Raw genomic sequence first — 19,721 nt, forward strand, 5'->3', positions numbered from 1 at the left:
ATGACGACCTGGCTCACCACGCGCATGGCCGCCGAGGCCAGTCAACACGACATCAGCGAGATCCAGAAGGCGCTGGCCTCCGGTGCGCTCGTCGGCTACCGGCAGCAGACGCCAAAGGGGCGCGGTCACTGGCGCATCGACTCCCGCGACCTCGACGCGTGGGTGCGTGGTGAGCGACCCGGTCGGCGGATCACGGCGGGCCGCAAGAAGCGCCGCATCGCCTGACACGCAAGCGCCCGCCGGACGTGACCCGACGGGCGAACCGAAACACCCAACCAATCAAGGAGTTCCGATGGCCCCCATCGTACCGGACCCGCCCCACGAGCCGCGCGTCCTGACCCCGGCGCAGATCGGCGCCTACCTGGAGGCGCGTCGCACCGACGCACCGAGCCCGTTCGGGTTGCGCGTGCCGCCGTCCCCGTTCGCACTCCCGGCCGCGCAGGTGACGCCATGATCATCTACCACGCCACCCCCCGAGGCGCGCTGCTCGCCCCCGACCACGACCGGTTCCAGCGGTGGGTGTGGCGCGACACGATCGTCAACGAGCTGCGGAACGTGCAGCAAGGGTTCAGCGACCGCGCCCAGTTGACGACCGGGATCACCGCAGACGAGTCCCAACTCCTGTCGCTCCTGGCCCAAATGAACGGGCGGGCGTCATGACCGAACCCACCCCAGCCGACCGGGCCACCGCAGCCCGTCTCGCGCAACTCATCCTCGACGGCCCGACCCGCCGTTTCCTGACGGACATGGCGGCCGGACACCACACCCACGGCGACTACAAGGAGCACCGGCCATGACTGTCCGCACTGTGACCACCCAGAAAGAACTCGACGCTGCGATCAAGGATCGGGTGGAGTTAATTGATATTTCGTCGCCCGCCGGTGTGTGGCTGGTGGTGACGGCGACCGGCTCCAGCACGGTGAGGGCGACCGGCTCCAGCACGGTGACGGCGACCGGCTCCAGCACGGTGAGGGCGTACGGCTCCAGCACGGTGAGGGCGACCGGCTCCAGCACGGTGACGGCGACCGGCTCCAGCACGGTGGCGGCGACCGGCTCCAGCACGGTGAGGGCGTACGGCTCCAGCACGGTGACGGCGACCGGCTCCAGCACGGTGACGGCGAACGGCTCCAGCACGGTGAGGGCGACCGGCTCCAGCACGGTGACGGCGACCGGCTCCAGCACGGTGAGGGCGTACGGCTCCAGCACGGTGAGGGCGACCGGCTCCAGCACGGTGACGGCGACCGGCTCCAGCACGGTGAGGGCGACCGGCTCCAGCACGGTGAGGGCGACCGGCTCCAGCACGGTGACGGCGACCGGCTCCAGCACGGTGAGGGCGTACGGCTCCAGCACGGTGAGGGCGACCGGCTCCAGCACGGTGACGGCGACCGGCTCCAGCACGGTGAGGGCGACCGGCTCCAGCACGGTGAGGGCGACCGGCTCCAGCACGGTGACGGCGACCGGCTCCAGCACGGTGAGGGCGTACGGCTCCAGCACGGTGAGGGCGACCGGCTCCAGCACGGTGACGGCGACCGGCTCCAGCACGGTGAGGGCGACCGGCTCCAGCACGGTGAGGGCGACCGGCTCCAGCACGGTGACGGCGACCGGCTCCAGCACGGTGAGGGCGTACGGCTCCAGCACGGTGAGGGCGACCGGCTCCAGCACGGTGACGGCGACCGGCTCCAGCACGGTGAGGGCGACCGGCTCCAGCACGGTGAGGGCGTACGGCTCCAGCACGGTGAGGGCGACGAAATACGTTGCGGTGTACCTACATTCCGCATCAGTGAAACTCTCCGGCCATGGGCACGTCATCGACGTCACCAACATCGAAACCAACACTCCCGACGGATGGCTGGACTACTACGGCCCGAAACGCACCAAGACCCGGATCACCGTCTACAAGGCCGTCGACGCCGACCTGATGGCCGGCCAGTCTTACCAGCCGACGAAGTACCCGATCGGTAAGACGGTCAAGTGCCCCGACTGGGACCCCGGGTCGTTCTGCGGGAACGGGCTCCACTTCGGCGCAACCCCGGCGCACGCGTTGAAGTACTACAACGGCACCAGCGAGCCGCGCTTCCTCGAATGCACCATCCCTGCAGCGGAGTTCGTGGCACTCGGCGACAAGATCAAGTCTGCGTCGTGCCGCGTTGTGCGCGAAGTGGATGAGGCGATGCGCCCGATCGGTGGTGACCGGTCATGACCGCCGGCGAACTGGCGGCCGGCGTGGTCGTCGCGTGCGTGGTCGGGCTCGCGTTCGTGTTCCGTCGCGTCAACCGGCAGTTCGAGGACTGCGGGCGCATCGAGTCCATTGAGCCCGTGTTCCTCGCGTTCGACGTGGAGGACCAGTTCGTGGACGACGAATTCGCCCGCATCGCAGCGGAACTCGACCCGCAACCCGAACCCTACGACCATGAAAGAGACGGGCTATGACCACCAGCACCCTCACCCTGAAAACATCCCAACTGCATGACCTGCTCGGCGACGTCCTCCCATTCGTGGACTCGAACCACTCCCTGCCGATCCTCGCGTGCGTCCACCTCGACGGCCACGGTGACCACGTCACCTCCGCAGCGACCGACCGTTACACGATCGGTGTCCGCAAGGTTCACGTGACCGCGCCGAAAACACTGCGCGCCAACATCGACCGGACCGTTGTGCGGCAAATGCTGTCCCTGTTCAAACGGAGCCGCCGCGAAAACCCGGAGCTGACCCTCACGTTCAGCGACGACCGCGTCACCGTCGAATCGTCCGGTGGCCTCGACGGGCTGATCCTCGACACCCGCATGACGTTCACCCTCTACAACGCCCAGTACCCGAACGTCGGCGGCTTGTTCGACAAGATCAGCCAAGAGTCCGGCGAATCGATGACGTTCAACCCCGAGTTGCTCTCTCGTTTCAAGCATCTGCCACGGATGACCCTGCACCCAACTGGCGCGAACAGTCTGCTCGTGATCCGGTCCGAGGATTTCCTTGGCGCGGTCATGCCTCAGAGAACGCCGACGGACCGTGTCGTCGAACCCTGGCAGACGCGTGACCTCACCGAGTGGGCGGCGTTCCGCGAGTCGAAGCAGCAGACGCCCATCAAGGACACGAAACGCGGCAAGGGGAAGGTGGCGTGACCATCGCCCTGCGCCTGACGCGGTACGCCGCACTGGGTTTCGCCGGTGGCGCGCTTGCAACCATCGGCGCCGGGGTCGTGTGCGCTGTCGTGGACTGGCAGCGCGCGTGCCACCGGGCACAACACGCCGGGGAGAAGCTGCAAGGGCGGTGGCTGGCATGAGCGGCGACGTGTGGGACGACCCGTTCTACGACCTGCGCGAGGAAGAACGCACCGAGCGACGCCACGCCCCAGACGACCGCGACTGGCAACCCGACGACGCCGACCTCGCCGAACTCTTCCCCGACGACCCGCCACGGAGGCACCACTGATGGCACTCCACGAATTCCCGGAGCTCGAGCAGCGATCCGACGAGTGGCTTGCTGCACGGTGCGGCCTGATCACCGCATCAACCGTCGGTGCGCTCATCACCAGCCAGCAACCACCAGCGATCGAATTCCGCTGCCCCGACTGCAAATCCGGACCCATGGTCACCTGCATGAGCCTGACCCACAAAACACCAACACCCGTCAAGACCGTGCACCCCGGACGTGCGCTCGCTGCCATGTCACAACCGGCCCGGCTCGTCACCGCCGACAACGACACTGCACGCGGCCTCATCATGGGACTAGCCGCCGAAAGGATCACGAAACACATTGAGCCCATGTGGGTTTCGGGTGACATGTGGCGCGGTGTCGAGGAAGAACCATTCGCCCGCGATGCCTACGCCGCGAACTTTGGTGAAGTTGTCGAACTCGGGTTCATGACCGAAGACAAGTGGGGCTTCACGCTCGGCTACTCCCCCGACGGGCTTGTCGGTGATGACGGGCTCATCGAGATTAAGTCACGCCGGGCGAAGGTTCAGGTGCAGACAGTGCTCGCAGGCGAAGTTCCCGAGTACAACATGGCCCAGCTTCAATGCGGCCTTCTCGTCAGTGGCCGTAAGTGGATCGACTTCATCTCGTTCAGTAACGGAATGCATCTCTGGACGCGCCGCGTAGAACCGGATGAGGAGTGGTTCAACGCCATCATCGAGGCGGCATGCACGGCCGAAGAGCAGATCCGGGCCATCGTCAAGGACTACGCCGCAGCAACCGCGAATCTCCCGAAGACGGAACGGATACCGGACCTTGACGAGATTGAGGTGGCGTGACATGGCGCTCCCACGTGGGTACGTGATTCGGCCGGCCGTGGACCGCTTCCTGTCGAAAATCGAACAACGCGATAACGGCTGCATCGAATGGCTCGGAGGGATTGCCGGCGAGGGATATGGCTACTTCTACGAAGGGCACGCCCGAACATCGCATGGCAAGGTCTACGCGCACCGTTGGTCATACGAGCAATTCGTTGGTCCAATACCCGACGGACTCCACCTGGACCACCTGTGCCGCAACCGACGTTGCGTCAACCCGGATCACCTTGAAGCAGTGACTCCAGCAGAGAACCAGCGACGAGCAACCATTATCAAGCAGCCAAAGACGCACTGTCGCAACGGGCACCAGTACACCGCTGAGAACACATTCGTAAACACGGCCGGGTATCGAGTTTGCCGAATCTGCCGCCGCAAGAACAGCCTTGCGTCCTACCACAAGAATAAGAAGGCGTGATCACGTTGGACATCAGCGACACCCTTGCACCAACCTCCGACCAGCTCGACGCGATCGACCTCATCGACGGGCCGCGCATCTTCACCATCGACAAGGTCACCCGCAACAACGACGACCAGCCGATCAACGTGCACTTAGTCGAATTCCCCCGGCCTTGGAGGCCAAGCAAGGGGATGCGCCGCGTCCTGGCGCACTGCTGGTCCCGCGATTCGTCTGTATGGGCTGGCCGGCGCGTCGAGTTGTACCGCGACCCTAACGTGACGTTCGGGAAGGAAAAGCCCGGCGGAACACGCATCTCGAAACTGAGCCACATCGACAAACCTATCGACGTGCCGATGCTCACCGGGCGCGGCAAGGCTGGCATCTGGAAGGTCCAACCGCTCCCTGACGCTCCCCCACCACCTGACTACGCGGCTCATATCAAGGCAGCCACAGACAAGGCCGCACTCAACCGCATCTGGCAGGCAGCGAAGGACGCTGGCCACCTGAACCAGCAGATCATGGACGCGCTCGCAGCCCGTGGTGCCGAACTCGACGCCCAGCCGACGGACGGCGGTGAGCAGGCATGAGAAGCAGCCTCCCTGACGGCTACCGAGAAGCCGTCTGCTACCTGCAGATCGTGCCCCGTAGGTCCGGCCCGTGGGGCAGCTACTACCCCGCCCGCAGCGAGGCGACCGCTGTGCGCATGACCACGGAGAAGCCGGCCAAGCCGATCCCCGGCGCGGTGGTCGTCAAGGTCCGCGTCCAGGTGCCCCGTGCCGCGTTCGAGCCGCTGCAGCCCGAAGCGGTCGTCCGGGTGCCGGCCGAGTTCGCCCAGCACGTCGTCGAGGTCATCGCCGATGACGCCACTGGGGAAGGTGACCTCTGATGCGGGTCTACCTCGCGGCCCCGTTCTGCACATCGAAGGCGAGTGATGCGTCATGACTGCCGAACACACCGAGCGCTCAATGCTCGACCTGCTAGCCAAAAGGTTCGGCGGGATGAGCCAAGGCGCGAGCATCCGGTATGCCGTCGCCGAGCACGTCCGGTCACACGCCGGATTCGACGCGCTCCGCACGGCCGACTTCATGGCGCTCGACCTCTGGCCATCCGCTGGGCTCGTGCTTCACGGCGTCGAGGTGAAGGTCAGCCGGTCCGACTGGCTCCGCGAACTCAAGCACCCCGCCAAAGCTGAAGAGTTCAAGCAGTATTGCGACCGCTGGTGGCTGGCGGTGCCGGATGTCGGAATGGTCAAGCGTGAGGAGCTGCCTGCCGACTGGGGACTCATGGTTGTGGGCCGCACTGGCCTGCGAACCTCCGTGAACGCGCCCCGCCTCAATCCGAAGCCGATGCCCCGGACATTCCTCGCAGCGTTCGCGCGCGCCATCCAGAAGACAAACCACGTTGGCATGACCGAAATGGAGCGCGGCCAACTCGAACGATCGGTGAAGTACGCGAGGCGCGATGCAGACCGGTGGCGCGAGCGCTACCAGCACGCCACTGAGTCTCTGCAGATCGAAGGCGGTGGGTCGTGACCTTCTCCCAGCACGCCCGTCTGTGCCGCATCTGCCACCGGAAACGCCGCCTCGCACTCGACACCCTCATGTGCCGGGAATGCCTCGGGATGCCCACCCACGACTACGTACACGACGAGTCACCGGCCGTGCTCGACCCGGCCCTGTGGCAACCCAACGGCCGCGGCACCGTCTCGTATGTCGGCGACACCACACCACGCGGGCCGCAAACCCGTGACACGGCAGGACGGTTCGCATCATGAGGGCCGGGCAACTCACCCGCGACGACTACGGGTGCCGCGTCACCTGGCAGGACAAGCACGGCCGCCGGTCCATCATCCTCGGGCACCTCCACATCGAACACGCCAGCGACGGGCCCGACCTGATCCTCATCCGCGCCAAAGACGCCGACCTGTGGGACGCGTACGTGCTCGACGCGCGGCGGAAAGTGCAGGTGGAACCGTGACACTCAGCTACGAAGAGTTCCTCCGCCAGAAGGTCAACTTCGACACCGCGTGCGGTTTCGACGTGGCCGACGACGAGCTGCACCCGCTGTTGAAGCCGCATCAGCGCGACATCGTCCGCTGGGCTGTGAAAGGTGGCCGGCGCGCGATCTTCGGTGCGTTCGGGCTGGGCAAGTCGATCATGCAACTCGAGACCCTCCGGCTCACAATGGAGCACATCAACCCGCACGCCGCGGCCGGGCTGATCGTCTGCCCGCTCGGTGTTCGGATCGAGTTCAAGAACGACGCCCGCAAACTGGGCCTGGATGTCCGATTCATTCGCCGCACAGAGGAATTCGACGGCCAGGGCATCTACCTGACCAACTACGAGTCCATCCGCGACGGCCGCCTCGACCCGACCCTGTTCGACGTCGTCTCCCTCGACGAGGCCTCCGTGCTCCGCTCGTACGGGTCGAAGACCTACCAGACGTTCCTGTCCCTGTTCGACGGCGTCCCGTACCGGTTCGTCGCGACGGCCACCCCGGCCCCGAACCGGTACAAGGAGCTGATCCACTACGCCGGGTATCTCGGCGTGATGGACACCGGGCAGGCCCTGACCCGGTTCTTCCAACGCGACTCGACCCAGGCGAACAACCTCACCCTGTACCCGCACAAGCGGGACGAGTTCCACTTGTGGCTCAACACGTGGGCGGCGTTCGTGCAGTCCCCGGCCGACCTCGGCCACGACGCCACCGGGTATGACCTGCCTGACCTGGACGTGCAGTGGCACGAGGTAGATCCGGTGCTCGACGACGACCCGCAGGTCGATCGTGACGGGCAAGGGCACCTGGTGCGCGGTGTGTCGCTGTCGTTGAAGGACGCGGCCACGGAGAAGCGGCGTTCGTTGCCGGCGAGGGTCGCGAAGCTGACCGAGCTGGTCCGCGAGCACCGCGAGCGCGACGACTCGCAGGTCATCCTCTGGTGCGACCTGAACGACGAGCAGCGCGCGATCGAGAAGGCCCTCGACGGACTCGGCCTGAGGTACTCGTCGGTGTATGGGTCGCTCGACGCCGACGAAGTCGAGCGACGACTCGCAGCGTGGAAGAACCGGGACACGTTCGCGCTCATCGGCAAGCCGGTGATGCTCGGCCAGGGCATGAACCTGCAGCAGTGCCACACCGCGATCTACGTCGGCCTCACGTGGAAGTTCAACGACCTCATCCAGAGCGTGCACCGTATCCAACGCTTCGGCCAAACCCACCCATGCACCGCCCACCTCATCCACTCCGAAACCGAACGCGAAGTCGTGCAAGCGCTGCGGGAGAAGTGGACCCAGCACAAGGAGCTGACCTCGACCATGACCGACGTCATCCGCACCTACGGGCTCGACCCTGACGCGATCGCGCAGGCCCTCACTCGCGCGATGGGCGTCGAACGCATCGAAGCTCGCAGCGAGAACACCGGGAGCTGGGTTGTCGCGAACAACGACTGCGTGCTCGAAACCCGTGACATGCCAGATGGATCAGTCGACCTGATCGTGACGTCGATCCCGTTCTCCAACCACTACGAGTACACCCCGAACTACAACGACTTCGGCCACACCGACGACAACGGCCACTTCTGGGCGCAGATGGACTACCTCACCCCGGAACTGCTGCGGGTGCTAAAGCCCGGCCGGATCTACGCCTGCCACGTCAAGGACCGCATCAACTTCGGAAACGTCACCGGCGCCGGCGTCCCGACCGTGTCACCGTTCCACGCCGAAGCGCTATTCCACGGCCGCAAGCACGGGTTCGACTACCTCGGCATGATCACCGTCGTCACCGACGTCGTCCGGGAGAACAACCAGACGTACCGGCTCGGCTGGTCTGAGCAGTGCAAAGACGGCACGAAGATGGGCGTCGGGTCACCGGAGTACATCCTGCTGTTCCACAAGCCGCAGACGAACCGTGAGAAGGGCTACGCCGACCAGCCCGTCACCAAAGACAAGGCCTCCTACTCACGGGCGCGCTGGCAGGTCGACGCGCACGCGTTCTGGCGGTCCTCCGGTGACCGGCCACTGACGCCGGAAGAACTCGCCGCACTACCCGTCGAGCAGCGGTCCCGACTGTTCACCCAGCAGACGCTGCAGCAGGTCTACGACTACGAGACGCACATCCGGATCGGTGAGCAGCTCGACGTCCGAGGGGCACTCCCCGCGACGTTCATGAGCCTCGCGCCCGGCTCCTGGCACCCCGAAGTGTGGCACGACGTCAACCGGATGCTCACGCTCAACGGCGACCAGAAACGCCGCAATCTCGCGATGCACGTCTGCCCGCTCCAGTTCGACATCGTCGACCGGCTCATCGAGCGCTACAGCAACCCCGGCGACCTCGTGTACGACCCGTTCGGCGGCTTGTTCACCGTGCCGTTGCGGGCACTGCGGAAGGGACGTCGCGGCCGGGCGGCCGAGCTCAACACCGGCTACTTCATGGACGGCGTCGCGCACCTCAAAGCGTTCGACCGCGAGGCGACGATGCCGAGCTTGTTCGACCTGATCGAGGCGTCATGACCGAGCCCTGTTCCCCGTTTTGCCCGTTCCTCGCGTGCGACCGGTGCCCGTACCAGGGCGGCAAATCATGACCGACAAGCCGCAGACCATCGGCGAGATCTTCGCCACCTGGATGGCCACCGCCGACGGGTGCGACTGCGGCAACACCTGTCCACCCGACGCGTGCATTCCGTCCACCACGCCCGGCATGTCCTACCGCTGCCACTACCGGTGCGCCAGCTGCGGGCGGACATGGACGCGGGCATACCCACCAACGGAATCGAGGGCCGCATAGTGCGCATCCGATCCACCAAGCCGGAGTTCTACCGGTCCAAGACGATCGCCGAGTTGTCGTGGGCGGACAGGCACGTCCTCAAAGCACTCGAGTCCTACGTTGACGACAACGGAGTAGGTAAGGACGACGTCACTCTCTTCGCCGCAGATGCATTCCCTCGCGACGTTTTCAGGAGTGCTCCTGAAACCTTCCGAAGGCTTTCTCAGGCTCTCGACACGTTCGCCGAGCTTGGTCTGATCGTCCGATATGAGGATTCCGGCGAAGAACTCCTGTATGTCGATAGATGGTCGGAGCGGCAGCGCATCGACAAACCATCGCGGGGACGTTTCCGCAGGCCAGACGGCACTTTGGAGTATTCCGAAGCCGTTGACCGGGCCACATTCGCGAAGGTTTCAGGAGGGCTCCCGAAGGTGTCCGAAAACTACGCGCCTGGAACAGGGGATCAGGGGATCAGGGGATCAGGTATTTCTTGCGCCTCGGCTGACGCCGAGCGCGAGCCAGATGACGACGAACTCCACGGCGAAGCTCGTGAGCGTGAACGAATCCGACAACGCGACAAGGAGCGTTACGCCGAGTTCGACGAATGGTGGCTCGCCTACCCACGCAAGCGCGGCAAGGGCCAGGCGATGAAGGCATATCGAGCCGCGCGCAAGCACGCATCCGCGAAGCAACTGCTCGACGCACTGAGAGCACAAGCCCCAACCCTCAGCGCCAAGGGCGACGAGTTCGTGCCCTACCCGGCGACCTGGCTCAATGGGCAGCGCTGGCTCGACGAACTCGAGACCAGCAACGCCACCGACCACCCGTACGCCCACTTGCCCGCCCCGAAGAACTGGGACGCGATCCGCGCCGAAGCACAAGCATCCCGATCCGGTGGTGCGTCATGAGCGGGCAGGTCACCATCCACGAACAGCAAGTGCTCGGGCAGATGCTCACTCACCCCGCCTGCATCGACGCCGCCACCGACACCCTCACCAGCAACATGTTCCGCGACCACCGGCACGAGTTGATCTTCGACGCCATCGACCGGCAGGCGTCCACTGGGCAGCCCGCAGACACCATCGGCGTCGCGGACGCGCTCGGAGACGACCTCGGCACCTGTGGTGGCCTGGTCTACCTCCACGAGCTGGCCGATGCTGCGGTCGGCACGTCGCAGTCGTCCACGCTGTGGCACGCCGGGAAAGTCCGGGACGCCGCCACCGTCCGGCAGATCCGCTCCATTGGTGACCAGCTGGTGGCGCTCGCCGACCTCGACGGCGACGCGGTCGAAACCCTGGACGCCGCCCGCGCGACCCTCGATCGGCTCGCCCGCCAAGACGACACCGATCTGGACAACGCCCAAGCCGTCGCCGCAGCCATCGAAGCGCTCGATCGGCCCATCGGCACCCGCACACCGTGGCGTGCACTCAACGAGGGAATCAGCGGGTGGTCACCCGGATTTTTGTATGTGGCCGGCGCACGGCCCGGGATCGGCAAGACCGTGCTCGGGGTCTGCGCCCTGCTCGACATCGCCCAACGCGGCCACCAGGCGGTCATGGTGTCGCTGGAGATGCCGAAGGCCGACCTCTACCAGAGGATGCTCTGCGCGGTCGGTGGAGTGGACGCCGAGCGGATGCAGCACCGGGCGTTGTTCGAGGCCGACTACCAGCGCCTGTCCCAGGCGGCCGGCGACATTGCCGCCCTCCCACTGGTGGTGGATGACCGGTCCGCGCTGTCCTTGGCGCAGATCCGGGCGCGGGTCCGAACCGCCCAGCGGACGGCGCCCGTCGGGCTCGTGGTCGTGGACTACCTGTCGCTGGTGAAGCCGCCCCGAGATGCGCCCCGTAACGACCGCCGGGTGCAGGTCGACGCGATCGCGCAGGGCCTCAAAGAGCTTGCGAAGGACCTGACCGTGCCGGTGTTGGCGCTCGCCCAGCTCAACCGCGGCATCGAAGCCCGGGCCGACAAGGCACCGACCATGGCCGACCTTCGCGAGTCCGGCGGCATCGAGGCCGCCGCGGACGTGGTGCTGCTCATGCACCGTGACGTGCACGAGACACCGGGTGTGCTCGACGTGACGGTCGCGAAGAACCGGCACGGCCCGCAAACCCGGTTCGACCTCGATTTCGTCGGCAAGCACTTCCGCATCGAAGACCAGCAGTGGACCCCAACCAACGCGCTAGGAGCGTGACCCCGTGAAAGGCACCAGAACCCCCGTCCGTGACCTCAGCCACGGCAAACACCCCCGCTACGTGTGCGCCCGGTGCGGCATCATCCGCGCCTACCGTGCGACCCGCGGGAAACCATCCCTGTGCCGCGACTGCACCGACGTGGAAGAACTGCTGCAGGTGCCCGCATGATGACCCGGGAGGCGGACCTGCAACGCGCCGTCATCGACCTCGCCCAACTCCACGGCCTCCTCGTCCACCACTGCCGCCCCGCACGGATGCAGTCCGGGAAGTGGGCGACACCGCTGCAGGGAAGCAAGGGTTTCTGTGACCTGGTGATCGCAGGCCCTGGAGGTGTCCTGTTCCGCGAGTTGAAAGCGCCCCGCGGTGTGCTCTCGGCTGAGCAAAACAGGTGGCTGGACACGCTCAACCGGGCCGGCGCGAATGCCAGGGTTTGGCGACCCGACCAGTGGCCCGTCATTCAACGCGAGATCCACGCCATCAGCGGGAGGACGTCATGAGAGGGCCACGGATCAAGGTGCGTCGAGCTCTCGGTCAGTGCCTCGTCAAAGATCCCGGCCTAATGGGTCTCCTCGCGCCCGCTCCCGACGTGGAGATGCGGCAGATCACCGGCTGGCAGTGGCGCTGCACCGAGTGCGTCACCTACGACCAGTTCGAGCGGATCGTCTGGAACACGACCGCCACCCAGCAAGGCGCACTCCGCGAAGGCCGCCAGCATGTGCGCGACTACCACCCCGAGACCGTGTGGGCTGCCGGCGGGGACGTGTACGCGCCGACTACTGGCTATTCGCGCTCCTGTGGTGTCTCCCTGGCCGCGTGTGAGGCGCAGACGTGCCGGTGCGAGGAATCGGACGTCGGCGGCGAGAACGTCCGCCAGCGGCCCGCACAAGCAATTGAAGAAACCCATGACACGAGTCGAGGCGACTGCTAATGCCGGACACCTGTGCGATAATTGGAGCGGCCCCGGATGGTGGTGGAACACCGACCCGAGGCCTGACCCACTCATCTGATTACGGCAGAGAGGGGCTGGGCATGAAGCCTACCCAACTTCCATCGCTCCACCGTTGCCGCACCTGCGGACAACTACTTCCGGCGGCGAAGTTCACCATCGATCGGTGGACCGTGAAATCCGGCGAGGAGCATTCTCGACTTCACTCCGACTGTCGCAAGTGCGAGCGCCGGGACGCCAGCGCCAAGGAGAAGGCCGCCGTGGCGCGGCGAGGACGTACCGCCAAGCCGGCCGAGAGACTCACTCCCAATGGGATGACCGGCGCGGAGCGGCGAGCCTACTGGACTGACTACAAGTCTCGGATGGGCTGCACCGATTGCGGCGAGACAGACTGGCGCATCCTCGAATTCGATCACCTGCCGGAATTTCGGAAGCTCTTCACGATCGGCCAGGCAATTCGCCAGACCGGGATCTACACGGACGAGCAGATCGCAGACGAGGTTGCCAAGTGCGAAGTGGTTTGCAAGCGCTGTCACCTCCGGCGCACATCGCACCGAACCGGCATCCGTGTCAGCTACGCGATGCGTGGCGTGTTCGACGTAACGGAGGCCCGCCGGTGAACGCCGAGAACCCCGCCGATGACCCGCTGGCCGTGATCGTGGACGCGCTCAAAACCAAGCTCGGCCACTGCTGCAACGCCGACTCGACCAAGCCCATGCCGGAGCGCGCGCAACGCCTGAACGGGCATGAGTTCTACCGCTGCTGTCTCGACAAGGGACACGACGGACCACACCGCTGGCCTACCTCTGGCCGCATCGCCGAATGGAGCGACCGATGACCACTGACAAGACCCCCGCCGACACCGTGGATAACGAGGTCATCGAGCAAGCAGCCAAGGTCATGCGGCCGCTCGTGGACACCATCTACGGGTGTGCGATCGACGGCGGCTACCAGCCGCCGAAGGACGAGGCGAGCTGGCCCTTCGCTGATCGGCTCGTGTCACGGTTGGCCGACGCTGGCTTGCTGGCCGACCCCGCAGGCCGGGACGAGGATGCGGTCACTCGAGCGGTCGAGATCATCGCCCGCATGTCCTGGGAGGGGCCGAATCAAGAGTGGCCGCTATGGCGCGATGCGACCGAGGACGATCGCGCCAGAATCCGTGCGAAGGTCCGGCCCATCGCCGAGACACTGGCCGACGAGGCGCTGCTGACCAACCCGGACGAGTTCGTCTCATCATGGGCGGCCGGCAAAGAGCGTGAACGTGCTGAGCGCGCCGAGGCCGAGGTTGCCCGACTCACTGCACTCGTAGGCGATTGTCACTGCGACCCCGCAGACCGGGAGCCCGAGAAGATCGCAGCATGCGAATTGCTACTGGCAGACCTAGGCAAGACGCTCACCCGCGTTAGTGCCGCACGTGACCACTTCCGGGGGCACTACGCAGACGCTCACGCCTTGTGGCTCAGGTCTGAGGATGCACGACGCAGCGCCGAAGCCGAAGTGGAACGACAGTACAAGGTCATCTGTCGCCTGGAACGAACCGTCGAGGGTTACGAGAAGTATCCAGTCGATGGTGCCGAAGTGATTGCCAAGGAGAACGCCGAGCTGCGGGCCACGGTCGCACGGGTGCGGGAACTGGCCGACGAGTGGGATCGCGCACTCTCCGACACGCTGCGAGTCGAGATCGACGAACTCCGTGCCGCGCTCGACGGGGGTGGGCAGTGATGGGCCTGGTACTCGTCCCCGCGGTGTGGGCTGATGTGCAGGAGTTTGTCGAGCGCCATCACCGGCACCACCCGAAACCAGTGGGTGCAAAGTTCTGTCTTGCGGTCGCGTCCGGTGCTGAGATCGTCGGCGTTGCATCCGTTGGCCGACCCGTTGCCCGCCACTACGACGACGGCTGGACGCTCGAAGTGAACCGCACGTGTGTCGTCACCGACGGTGACGCACGGAACGCCAACAGCATGTTGTATGGCGCTGCATGGCGGGCGACGAAAGCGCTCGGATACCGCCGGCTCATCACCTACACCCAATCCGGCGAGTCGGGTGCGAGCCTCCGCGCAGCTGGCTGGCAGGTAGTCGCCGAACGACCAGCCCGTGCCGGATGGGACATGCCCGGACGTCCCCGCATACTTCGCGGAACCGAGCGCGTGCAACGCACGCTGTGGGAGGCGTCATGAGTGACGACGACCTGCGCGACAAGCTCACCAAGGCGTACATGGCACGCGAGGGATGCGAACGCGTCGTGGACGACCACTTCACGTCGTACTGCACCGAGCATCACGCCGGCTGGCTGCACGACGTCAACGCCTGCGCACACGCCGACGTGACCGTGACCATCGCCCTGATTCCGGTGGTCCGTGAAGCCCTCGCCGACGCATGGGACGACGGCCACCGCACCGCAAACCCCGTCATCCCCGACACACACCGGGACGTCATCAACCCATGGAAGCAGCCCGGCCGTGGATGACCTGCACCGAAACTGCCAGTTTTGCCATGAGATCACCCGCACACCATCCGAGCACCACTGTGGCCGGACACCTGAGGGCACGCTGCCAGCGCACCAGCCACACAAGGCGGCAACCGTCAACGACCAGCTCAACCTGCCCGAGGCATGGTCGCCGATCAAGAAAGCGCTCAAGCCATACGCGGATCTCCTGAAAGCGATCCAGCGAGCCGCGAACAAGCCAGACACACAGGACGACTACACGCTCGCCGGACCATCGGAGGACTCATGAAAACCCTTGGATACACCCTCGTTGCCGTCGCTGTACTCGCCGCACTCGCTGCGATATGGCTGCCCGGCCAATGGTGGCAGTGGCTTCTCACGGGCATTGTGGCGCTCTTCGCGGGGGCCGCGATCCTCGGAAACCAGGATCGCAAATGAACCAGTTCAGCGCCGACGACGAACGCGCAGGCCACGCGCAGATGCTCGGGCGGATCAGGCGCGCGCAACTCAAGGATGAACCCGAGCCGGGCCATGAACCGCATTGCAGCAGCGTTGACATCAAAGCGTGGGGCTCATTGCAGACGCTAGACATCATCGAAACGTGGTGCTGCGACTGGCACCGACTGAGCGCAGACGAACAAGGAGTCAGCCGAAAGGACCACACGTGATCGCCAACATCCTCGCGCTCGCAATGTCGCTCGCCACGATCCAATTCGCCATCGAAGCCGCCCGCAACGCCCGCTACACCCGCCGGCTACTGCGCGCCACCACCAGCGAAGAAATCAACCAACTCCTGTCACGGTCACCCCGATTCTTCTACCGCACCGAAGACCTCCGAGCGAAAGGCCGCAAGTGACCAACGTCTGCGACTGCACCCGACCATGCGGCGACGCGTACGCCTGCCACGAATGCACCCGGACGGCACGCGCGAACCTCACCCACATCGCCGACCTCACCGCGGCGTTGGACGAAAAACGCGCCAAGGTCCGGTCCAACTGGGACGTGTCCAACCTGGGCGCGTCCAAGCCGGCCAGGAAGTGGCGCACCGACGACAACCAGACGTTGACGCACGCGGCGTCACCCACATTCCGGCCGTCCGGTGCGCTCGGATTCGACCCGCGAGTGTCACGCGTCGCCAACCGGGTGCAGAACGCGCTCGTGGGCATCGCGCGCGAGCTGATGGGCGATCGTGCGGGCGCCGGGTTGCCCGACAATCCCGCGCCGCACCAGATCGCCCCCTGGCTCATCCCGCAGGTCGACCGCATCCGGCACCAGGAGACCGCGGGTGAGACGTTCGCGCTCATCGGGCGCATGGTCGGCGACCTGCACCGGCTGTTCGACAACCCGCCGCCCAAGCTGTTCCTCGGTGAGTGCAAAGCCGAGTTCGAGGACGGCGAGTGCACCGAATCCCTGTACCTCGACGCCGACAAGATCACCTCTGACACGGTCGCGTGCCCACGGTGCGGGATCACCCACGACGTGGCTGAGCGCCGCAAGACGCTGATGCAGGGCGTCGACGACTACCTCGGCACCGCGAAAGAGATATCCCGGCTGCTGCGGCAGCTCGCTGGCGCCGACGTCACAGAACGCCGCATCCGCGAATATGCGGGGCACGGACTGCTGACGAGGATGGGATCACGACGCGAGTACGGCCGCGATGGGCAACCGCACATCGTTGCCGTCTATCGCATCGGGCAAGTTCGTGCAGTCGTCGTTGACGTGCAGGAGCGCCGCGACAAACGACGCGCCGAGAAGGTGAGGCGGCACCTACTTGACAAACACGCTGCGAGCTAGTGCTACGCTGAGCGCGTACGCGCGGAGCTATTCCCAAGATCACGGGAAGGCCGCGCGTTTCTCATACCCGGAGGTGACCGTGACCTTCTACGTGTGCGTCCGGTGCTTCCACGTCCGCGCGTCCGGCTGGTGCGGGTCATGCCAGCGAACAACCATCACCTTCCAGCGACACCATGGCTAACCCAGTCCTCGACTGTGGATGCCCATGCCAGGCCGCCTATGCGCTGCGCAAGGGCACCCACGAACCGTTGTTCGTGTGCCACCACCATGGCGAGCGCATCAAGGCTGCGGCGATCCGGCAAGGGGTTCGTCGTGACTGCGCTCAGTGTGACCGTGTGACCCCAGGTCGCTGCTGGTGCGGCTGGGACTGTCCCGAGTGCGGGAAGCAGTTCCCAATCAAGCCCTTGTGTCACGAGCACCGCGCCGTCGTCCATGGATATGATTGCAGGACAAACCTCACATGCGCGGCGGGTCAATCCTGCGACACAGGAAGTCGAGCATCTCGTTCTGCCGTGACAGCAACGCATTCTGCTCAGTCAACAACCCGATGATCCGGTCGTTCTGATCCAGGTTCTCAACCGCACGCTCAGCGTTGCGGCGATCCTTACGGCCGCTCGTCCACCTGTTCTCAGCAAGCAACAGGTCATGGCTCTTCTTGTCTCGTCCCATGAGGCGAATGGTAGCCACGACGTCAATAGGCGGTGAGTGCCGATGGCAACCACCACCCAGCGCGGCCTCGGCTGGCAGCACCAGAAGCAACGGCGCGCACTCCTCGCCAAACACCACGACGGCGACCTCTGCGAACACTGCGGCAAACCAATGTACAAAACGCAACCATTGCAAGCAGACCATTCGATCCCACGATCGCTCGGCGGCACCAAAGCTGACCGGCTGCTACACGCATGGTGCAACGAATCACGCGGAAACGGAACGCGCGTCCCGACTGACACGAACTCGTGGACGGCCGGCGTCACGTCGCGCGACTGGTTTACCAAAGACACCCCCGCCTAAAAATCCGGCGAGCCAACGAACTGACCGCCGCCGGTGGTCACGTTTTCTATCCGTTTCGTTTTTTCCAACGCCAATCCGGGGGTGGTTTCGTCATGGCGCGTCGACAGAACACCATTATTCGGGCGGTCAAGGATGATGAAACCCGCTCTCCTGAAAGGAAATTCACGGTTTCGGAAGCTGCCGAACTTGGGGACCATCGCGAACTACTTGTCGCGATGCGCACGCGGATAGCGAAGGCTGTTGCGGATCCGAATTGCCCGCCTCGTGATCTCGCCGCGTTGACGCGTCGGCTGCAGGACATCGCGAAGGAGATCGAGGCTCTCGACGCCGCCGCTCGGCAGGAGGAGGCCGAGAATGCAGCGGTCGCCGACGAGGAGTTCAGCTCCGAAGCTCTCTGAGTTCGCACGTCATGTGGTCGCGCCGGCCGGGATCGTCTCGACGGGCTGGCCGGCGGTGGCGGCGAAGTGTGCGGATCTTGGTGTGAGGTTCCGGCCGTGGCAGGTCCCAGTCGGGAAGTTGATTCTGGCGAAGCGCGCCGATGGGAAGTATGCGGCGACGGTCGGCGGCACGGGATTGTCGATCCCTCGCCAGGTGGGAAAGACGTTCCTGGTCGGCGCGATCATCTTCGCGCTGTGTTTGTTGCGACCGAACCTGACTGTGATCTGGACGGCGCACCGGTTGCGGACTGCCGAAGAGACGTTCAAGAAGATGCGCGGTTTCGCGCGGCGCAAGAAGATAGCCCCCCACATATTGCGCACGGTTCTCGGTTCGGGTGAGGGCGCGATCGAGTTCCGCAACGGGTCGCGGATCTTGTTTGGTGCTCGTGAACGCGGCTTCGGTCGTGGTTTCGACGAGGTCGACGTGCTCATCTTCGATGAGGCGCAGATCCTCACGGACAACGCGCTCGACGACATGGTGCCGGCGACGAACCAATCGCGCCAGGACACGGGCGCACTGCAGTTGTACATGGGGACGCCCCCGAAGCCGGAGAACCCGTCCGAGGTTTTTACGCGGATGCGTTCGGAGGCGTTGTCCGGCGAAGATGACGACACGGCATGGGTCGAGATGGGTGCCGATCCGGGGTACACGCCGACACCGGCGCCGCGGCCCCTGAGCGACGAGGATCTACGGCAGATCGCGAAGGCGAACCCGTCTTTCCCGGATGACACGCCCCTCGAAGCAATCATGCGGATGCGTAAGAAGCTTGGCCCGGAGTCGTTCGTCCGCGAGGGCATGGGCGTCTGGGATGAAGAGGACGCGGAGCGAGTCCTGCCCAAGTGGGGATCGCTGAAGGTTCCCCGATCGTCGACGATTGTCGGCACGGTCGCGATCGGCGTTGACGTGTCCCCGGATCGACGGTTTGCATCGGTGGCGGTGGCCGGCGTGACGGACGTGGGCCGGATGCAGGTGGAGATCGTCGCGTCCGGCGGCGGCCTCGGATGGGTTCCGAGCGTGCTGACGGAGTTGGTTCTTGCGAACGACCCGGTCGCTTTGGTGATTGATCGAGCGTCCGCGGCGGCAGCATTTCAGACGACGCTCGAAGCTGAGGGCATCGAGCCGACGATGACGACGACGGCCGAGCTGGGGCAGGCGTGCGGTGGCTTCTACGACGACGCTGAAGCTGGCCTGCTAGCGCACCTGGACGACCCGGCATTGAACGCCGCGGTAGCTGCTGCGGATACCCGCAAGTTGGGTGACGCGTGGGCGTGGAACCGGCGCGGGAAGGCGCAGATCACGCCGTTGGTGGCGGCAACGCTGGCCCGGTACGGCTACGCGAAGTGTTACCGGCCACCGCGGAGGTTGGTCACCCCGCAACGTGAGGCATCAGCGACATCAACCGCCGTGAGGGCCGACGATCTGGCAACCGCAGGATTCTGAAGGGAGGGCG

The 19,721-nt window shown here is 65.4% G+C and carries 36 protein-coding genes; 34 read left to right on the forward strand and 2 right to left on the reverse strand.

Features of this window, described 5'->3' with window-relative positions; all coding sequences use genetic code 11:
- The 3 genes from ACN8HC_RS14485 to ACN8HC_RS14495 all read left to right on the forward strand — a co-directional run bounded on the left by ACN8HC_RS14485 (nt 1) and on the right by ACN8HC_RS14495 (nt 660).
- Nucleotides 1-225 carry a hypothetical protein gene (locus ACN8HC_RS14485; protein WP_490075545.1) on the forward strand — a complete coding sequence of 75 codons (225 nt, stop codon included), beginning with the start codon at nt 1-3 and terminating at the stop codon, nt 223-225.
- Nucleotides 226-292: 67 nt separating this feature from the next.
- Nucleotides 293-454 (forward strand): hypothetical protein, encoded by a 162-nt coding sequence (locus ACN8HC_RS14490; protein ID WP_490075546.1) that lies wholly within the window; start codon nt 293-295, stop codon nt 452-454.
- The gene (locus tag ACN8HC_RS14495; RefSeq protein WP_490075547.1) at nt 451-660 is read left to right on the forward strand and encodes a hypothetical protein; all 210 of its coding nucleotides are present in this window, start codon (nt 451-453) and stop codon (nt 658-660) included. The genes ACN8HC_RS14490 and ACN8HC_RS14495 overlap by 4 nt, the downstream gene beginning before the upstream one ends.
- 48 nt (nt 661-708) lie before the next feature.
- Here the strand turns inward: ACN8HC_RS14495 and ACN8HC_RS14500 are convergent, their stop codons facing one another.
- Complete coding sequence (locus tag ACN8HC_RS14500) at nt 709-1,809, reverse strand: hypothetical protein (protein ID WP_490075548.1); 1,101 nt, start codon at nt 1,807-1,809, stop codon at nt 709-711.
- Between ACN8HC_RS14500 and ACN8HC_RS14505 the strand changes: the two genes are divergently transcribed.
- The 28 genes from ACN8HC_RS14505 (at nt 1,781) to ACN8HC_RS14640 (ending at nt 16,822) form a co-directional block, all read left to right on the forward strand.
- Nucleotides 1,781-2,200: a DUF7666 domain-containing protein gene (locus ACN8HC_RS14505; protein ID WP_490075549.1), complete on the forward strand. Its 420-nt coding sequence runs from the start codon at nt 1,781-1,783 to the stop codon at nt 2,198-2,200. The two genes, ACN8HC_RS14500 and ACN8HC_RS14505, sit on opposite strands and share 29 nt — an antisense overlap.
- Nucleotides 2,197-2,430, forward strand: coding sequence for a hypothetical protein (locus tag ACN8HC_RS14510; protein WP_490075550.1), 234 nt, complete (start codon nt 2,197-2,199; stop codon nt 2,428-2,430). Before ACN8HC_RS14505 ends, ACN8HC_RS14510 begins: the two co-directional genes overlap by 4 nt.
- The gene (locus ACN8HC_RS14515) at nt 2,427-3,119 is read left to right on the forward strand and encodes a hypothetical protein (protein WP_490075551.1); all 693 of its coding nucleotides are present in this window, start codon (nt 2,427-2,429) and stop codon (nt 3,117-3,119) included. Before ACN8HC_RS14510 ends, ACN8HC_RS14515 begins: the two co-directional genes overlap by 4 nt.
- A complete protein-coding gene (locus ACN8HC_RS14520) occupies nt 3,116-3,280 on the forward strand; it encodes a hypothetical protein (protein WP_490075552.1) in 165 nt (54 codons plus the stop codon). Before ACN8HC_RS14515 ends, ACN8HC_RS14520 begins: the two co-directional genes overlap by 4 nt.
- On the forward strand, nt 3,277-3,429 hold the full coding sequence (locus ACN8HC_RS14525; RefSeq protein WP_490075553.1) for a hypothetical protein: 153 nt from the start codon (nt 3,277-3,279) through the stop codon (nt 3,427-3,429). Before ACN8HC_RS14520 ends, ACN8HC_RS14525 begins: the two co-directional genes overlap by 4 nt.
- The gene (locus tag ACN8HC_RS14530; RefSeq protein WP_490075554.1) at nt 3,429-4,250 is read left to right on the forward strand and encodes a YqaJ viral recombinase family protein; all 822 of its coding nucleotides are present in this window, start codon (nt 3,429-3,431) and stop codon (nt 4,248-4,250) included. The genes ACN8HC_RS14525 and ACN8HC_RS14530 overlap by 1 nt, the downstream gene beginning before the upstream one ends.
- 1 nt (nt 4,251) lies before the next feature.
- On the forward strand, nt 4,252-4,704 hold the full coding sequence (locus ACN8HC_RS14535) for an HNH endonuclease signature motif containing protein (protein WP_490075555.1): 453 nt from the start codon (nt 4,252-4,254) through the stop codon (nt 4,702-4,704).
- Nucleotides 4,701-5,273, forward strand: coding sequence for a hypothetical protein (locus tag ACN8HC_RS14540; RefSeq protein WP_490075556.1), 573 nt, complete (start codon nt 4,701-4,703; stop codon nt 5,271-5,273). Before ACN8HC_RS14535 ends, ACN8HC_RS14540 begins: the two co-directional genes overlap by 4 nt.
- Nucleotides 5,270-5,572, forward strand: coding sequence for a hypothetical protein (locus ACN8HC_RS14545; RefSeq protein WP_490075557.1), 303 nt, complete (start codon nt 5,270-5,272; stop codon nt 5,570-5,572). The genes ACN8HC_RS14540 and ACN8HC_RS14545 overlap by 4 nt, the downstream gene beginning before the upstream one ends.
- 52 nt (nt 5,573-5,624) lie before the next feature.
- Nucleotides 5,625-6,218: an MmcB family DNA repair protein gene (locus ACN8HC_RS14550; protein ID WP_490075558.1), complete on the forward strand. Its 594-nt coding sequence runs from the start codon at nt 5,625-5,627 to the stop codon at nt 6,216-6,218.
- The gene (locus ACN8HC_RS14555) at nt 6,215-6,460 is read left to right on the forward strand and encodes a hypothetical protein (RefSeq protein WP_490075559.1); all 246 of its coding nucleotides are present in this window, start codon (nt 6,215-6,217) and stop codon (nt 6,458-6,460) included. Before ACN8HC_RS14550 ends, ACN8HC_RS14555 begins: the two co-directional genes overlap by 4 nt.
- Nucleotides 6,457-6,663, forward strand: coding sequence for a hypothetical protein (locus ACN8HC_RS14560; RefSeq protein WP_490075560.1), 207 nt, complete (start codon nt 6,457-6,459; stop codon nt 6,661-6,663). Before ACN8HC_RS14555 ends, ACN8HC_RS14560 begins: the two co-directional genes overlap by 4 nt.
- Nucleotides 6,660-9,191, forward strand: coding sequence for a DNA methyltransferase (locus ACN8HC_RS14565; RefSeq protein WP_490075561.1), 2,532 nt, complete (start codon nt 6,660-6,662; stop codon nt 9,189-9,191). Before ACN8HC_RS14560 ends, ACN8HC_RS14565 begins: the two co-directional genes overlap by 4 nt.
- Nucleotides 9,192-9,258: 67 nt before the next feature.
- Nucleotides 9,259-9,465, forward strand: a complete 207-nt coding sequence (locus ACN8HC_RS14570) for a hypothetical protein (RefSeq protein WP_490075562.1) — start codon at nt 9,259-9,261, stop codon at nt 9,463-9,465.
- On the forward strand, nt 9,465-10,352 hold the full coding sequence (locus ACN8HC_RS14575; protein WP_490075563.1) for an LvrA C-terminal domain-related protein: 888 nt from the start codon (nt 9,465-9,467) through the stop codon (nt 10,350-10,352). Before ACN8HC_RS14570 ends, ACN8HC_RS14575 begins: the two co-directional genes overlap by 1 nt.
- Complete coding sequence (locus tag ACN8HC_RS14580; protein ID WP_490075564.1) at nt 10,349-11,635, forward strand: replicative DNA helicase; 1,287 nt, start codon at nt 10,349-10,351, stop codon at nt 11,633-11,635. The genes ACN8HC_RS14575 and ACN8HC_RS14580 overlap by 4 nt, the downstream gene beginning before the upstream one ends.
- A 4-nt stretch (nt 11,636-11,639) precedes the next feature.
- Complete coding sequence (locus ACN8HC_RS14585) at nt 11,640-11,804, forward strand: hypothetical protein (protein ID WP_490075565.1); 165 nt, start codon at nt 11,640-11,642, stop codon at nt 11,802-11,804.
- Nucleotides 11,801-12,133: a VRR-NUC domain-containing protein gene (locus ACN8HC_RS14590; protein WP_490075566.1), complete on the forward strand. Its 333-nt coding sequence runs from the start codon at nt 11,801-11,803 to the stop codon at nt 12,131-12,133. Before ACN8HC_RS14585 ends, ACN8HC_RS14590 begins: the two co-directional genes overlap by 4 nt.
- Before the next feature lie 95 nt (nt 12,134-12,228).
- A complete protein-coding gene (locus tag ACN8HC_RS14595; RefSeq protein ID WP_490075567.1) occupies nt 12,229-12,564 on the forward strand; it encodes a hypothetical protein in 336 nt (111 codons plus the stop codon).
- Nucleotides 12,565-12,665: 101 nt separating this feature from the next.
- Nucleotides 12,666-13,202: a hypothetical protein gene (locus ACN8HC_RS14600; RefSeq protein ID WP_490075568.1), complete on the forward strand. Its 537-nt coding sequence runs from the start codon at nt 12,666-12,668 to the stop codon at nt 13,200-13,202.
- A complete protein-coding gene (locus ACN8HC_RS14605; protein ID WP_490075569.1) occupies nt 13,199-13,420 on the forward strand; it encodes a hypothetical protein in 222 nt (73 codons plus the stop codon). Before ACN8HC_RS14600 ends, ACN8HC_RS14605 begins: the two co-directional genes overlap by 4 nt.
- Complete coding sequence (locus ACN8HC_RS14610; RefSeq protein ID WP_490075570.1) at nt 13,405-14,304, forward strand: hypothetical protein; 900 nt, start codon at nt 13,405-13,407, stop codon at nt 14,302-14,304. The genes ACN8HC_RS14605 and ACN8HC_RS14610 overlap by 16 nt, the downstream gene beginning before the upstream one ends.
- A complete protein-coding gene (locus ACN8HC_RS14615; protein WP_490075571.1) occupies nt 14,304-14,759 on the forward strand; it encodes an XF1762 family protein in 456 nt (151 codons plus the stop codon). The genes ACN8HC_RS14610 and ACN8HC_RS14615 overlap by 1 nt, the downstream gene beginning before the upstream one ends.
- The gene (locus ACN8HC_RS14620) at nt 14,756-15,049 is read left to right on the forward strand and encodes a hypothetical protein (protein ID WP_490075572.1); all 294 of its coding nucleotides are present in this window, start codon (nt 14,756-14,758) and stop codon (nt 15,047-15,049) included. The genes ACN8HC_RS14615 and ACN8HC_RS14620 overlap by 4 nt, the downstream gene beginning before the upstream one ends.
- A complete protein-coding gene (locus tag ACN8HC_RS14625; protein ID WP_490075573.1) occupies nt 15,042-15,317 on the forward strand; it encodes a hypothetical protein in 276 nt (91 codons plus the stop codon). Before ACN8HC_RS14620 ends, ACN8HC_RS14625 begins: the two co-directional genes overlap by 8 nt.
- Nucleotides 15,318-15,462: 145 nt before the next feature.
- A complete protein-coding gene (locus ACN8HC_RS14630) occupies nt 15,463-15,696 on the forward strand; it encodes a hypothetical protein (RefSeq protein ID WP_490075574.1) in 234 nt (77 codons plus the stop codon).
- Entirely contained in the window at nt 15,693-15,884 is a 192-nt protein-coding gene (locus tag ACN8HC_RS14635; protein WP_490075575.1) for a hypothetical protein, read from the forward strand. The genes ACN8HC_RS14630 and ACN8HC_RS14635 overlap by 4 nt, the downstream gene beginning before the upstream one ends.
- Entirely contained in the window at nt 15,881-16,822 is a 942-nt protein-coding gene (locus ACN8HC_RS14640) for a hypothetical protein (RefSeq protein WP_490075576.1), read from the forward strand. Before ACN8HC_RS14635 ends, ACN8HC_RS14640 begins: the two co-directional genes overlap by 4 nt.
- A 456-nt stretch (nt 16,823-17,278) precedes the next feature.
- On the opposite strand, the gene ACN8HC_RS14645 is transcribed toward ACN8HC_RS14640, so the two are convergent.
- Nucleotides 17,279-17,674: a hypothetical protein gene (locus ACN8HC_RS14645; protein WP_490075634.1), complete on the reverse strand. Its 396-nt coding sequence runs from the start codon at nt 17,672-17,674 to the stop codon at nt 17,279-17,281.
- Here ACN8HC_RS14645 and ACN8HC_RS14650 point away from each other — a divergent pair.
- From ACN8HC_RS14650 to ACN8HC_RS14660, 3 genes are all read left to right on the forward strand, one after another.
- The gene (locus tag ACN8HC_RS14650) at nt 17,642-17,833 is read left to right on the forward strand and encodes a hypothetical protein (RefSeq protein WP_490075633.1); all 192 of its coding nucleotides are present in this window, start codon (nt 17,642-17,644) and stop codon (nt 17,831-17,833) included. The genes ACN8HC_RS14645 and ACN8HC_RS14650 overlap by 33 nt on opposite strands.
- Nucleotides 17,834-17,925: 92 nt before the next feature.
- Nucleotides 17,926-18,231, forward strand: coding sequence for a hypothetical protein (locus ACN8HC_RS14655; RefSeq protein WP_490075577.1), 306 nt, complete (start codon nt 17,926-17,928; stop codon nt 18,229-18,231).
- Nucleotides 18,188-19,711, forward strand: a complete 1,524-nt coding sequence (locus ACN8HC_RS14660; protein ID WP_490075578.1) for a terminase large subunit domain-containing protein — start codon at nt 18,188-18,190, stop codon at nt 19,709-19,711. Before ACN8HC_RS14655 ends, ACN8HC_RS14660 begins: the two co-directional genes overlap by 44 nt.
- The last annotated feature ends 10 nt before the right edge of the window (nt 19,712-19,721 follow it).

The organism is Flexivirga sp. YIM B11880 (assembly GCF_058148645.1).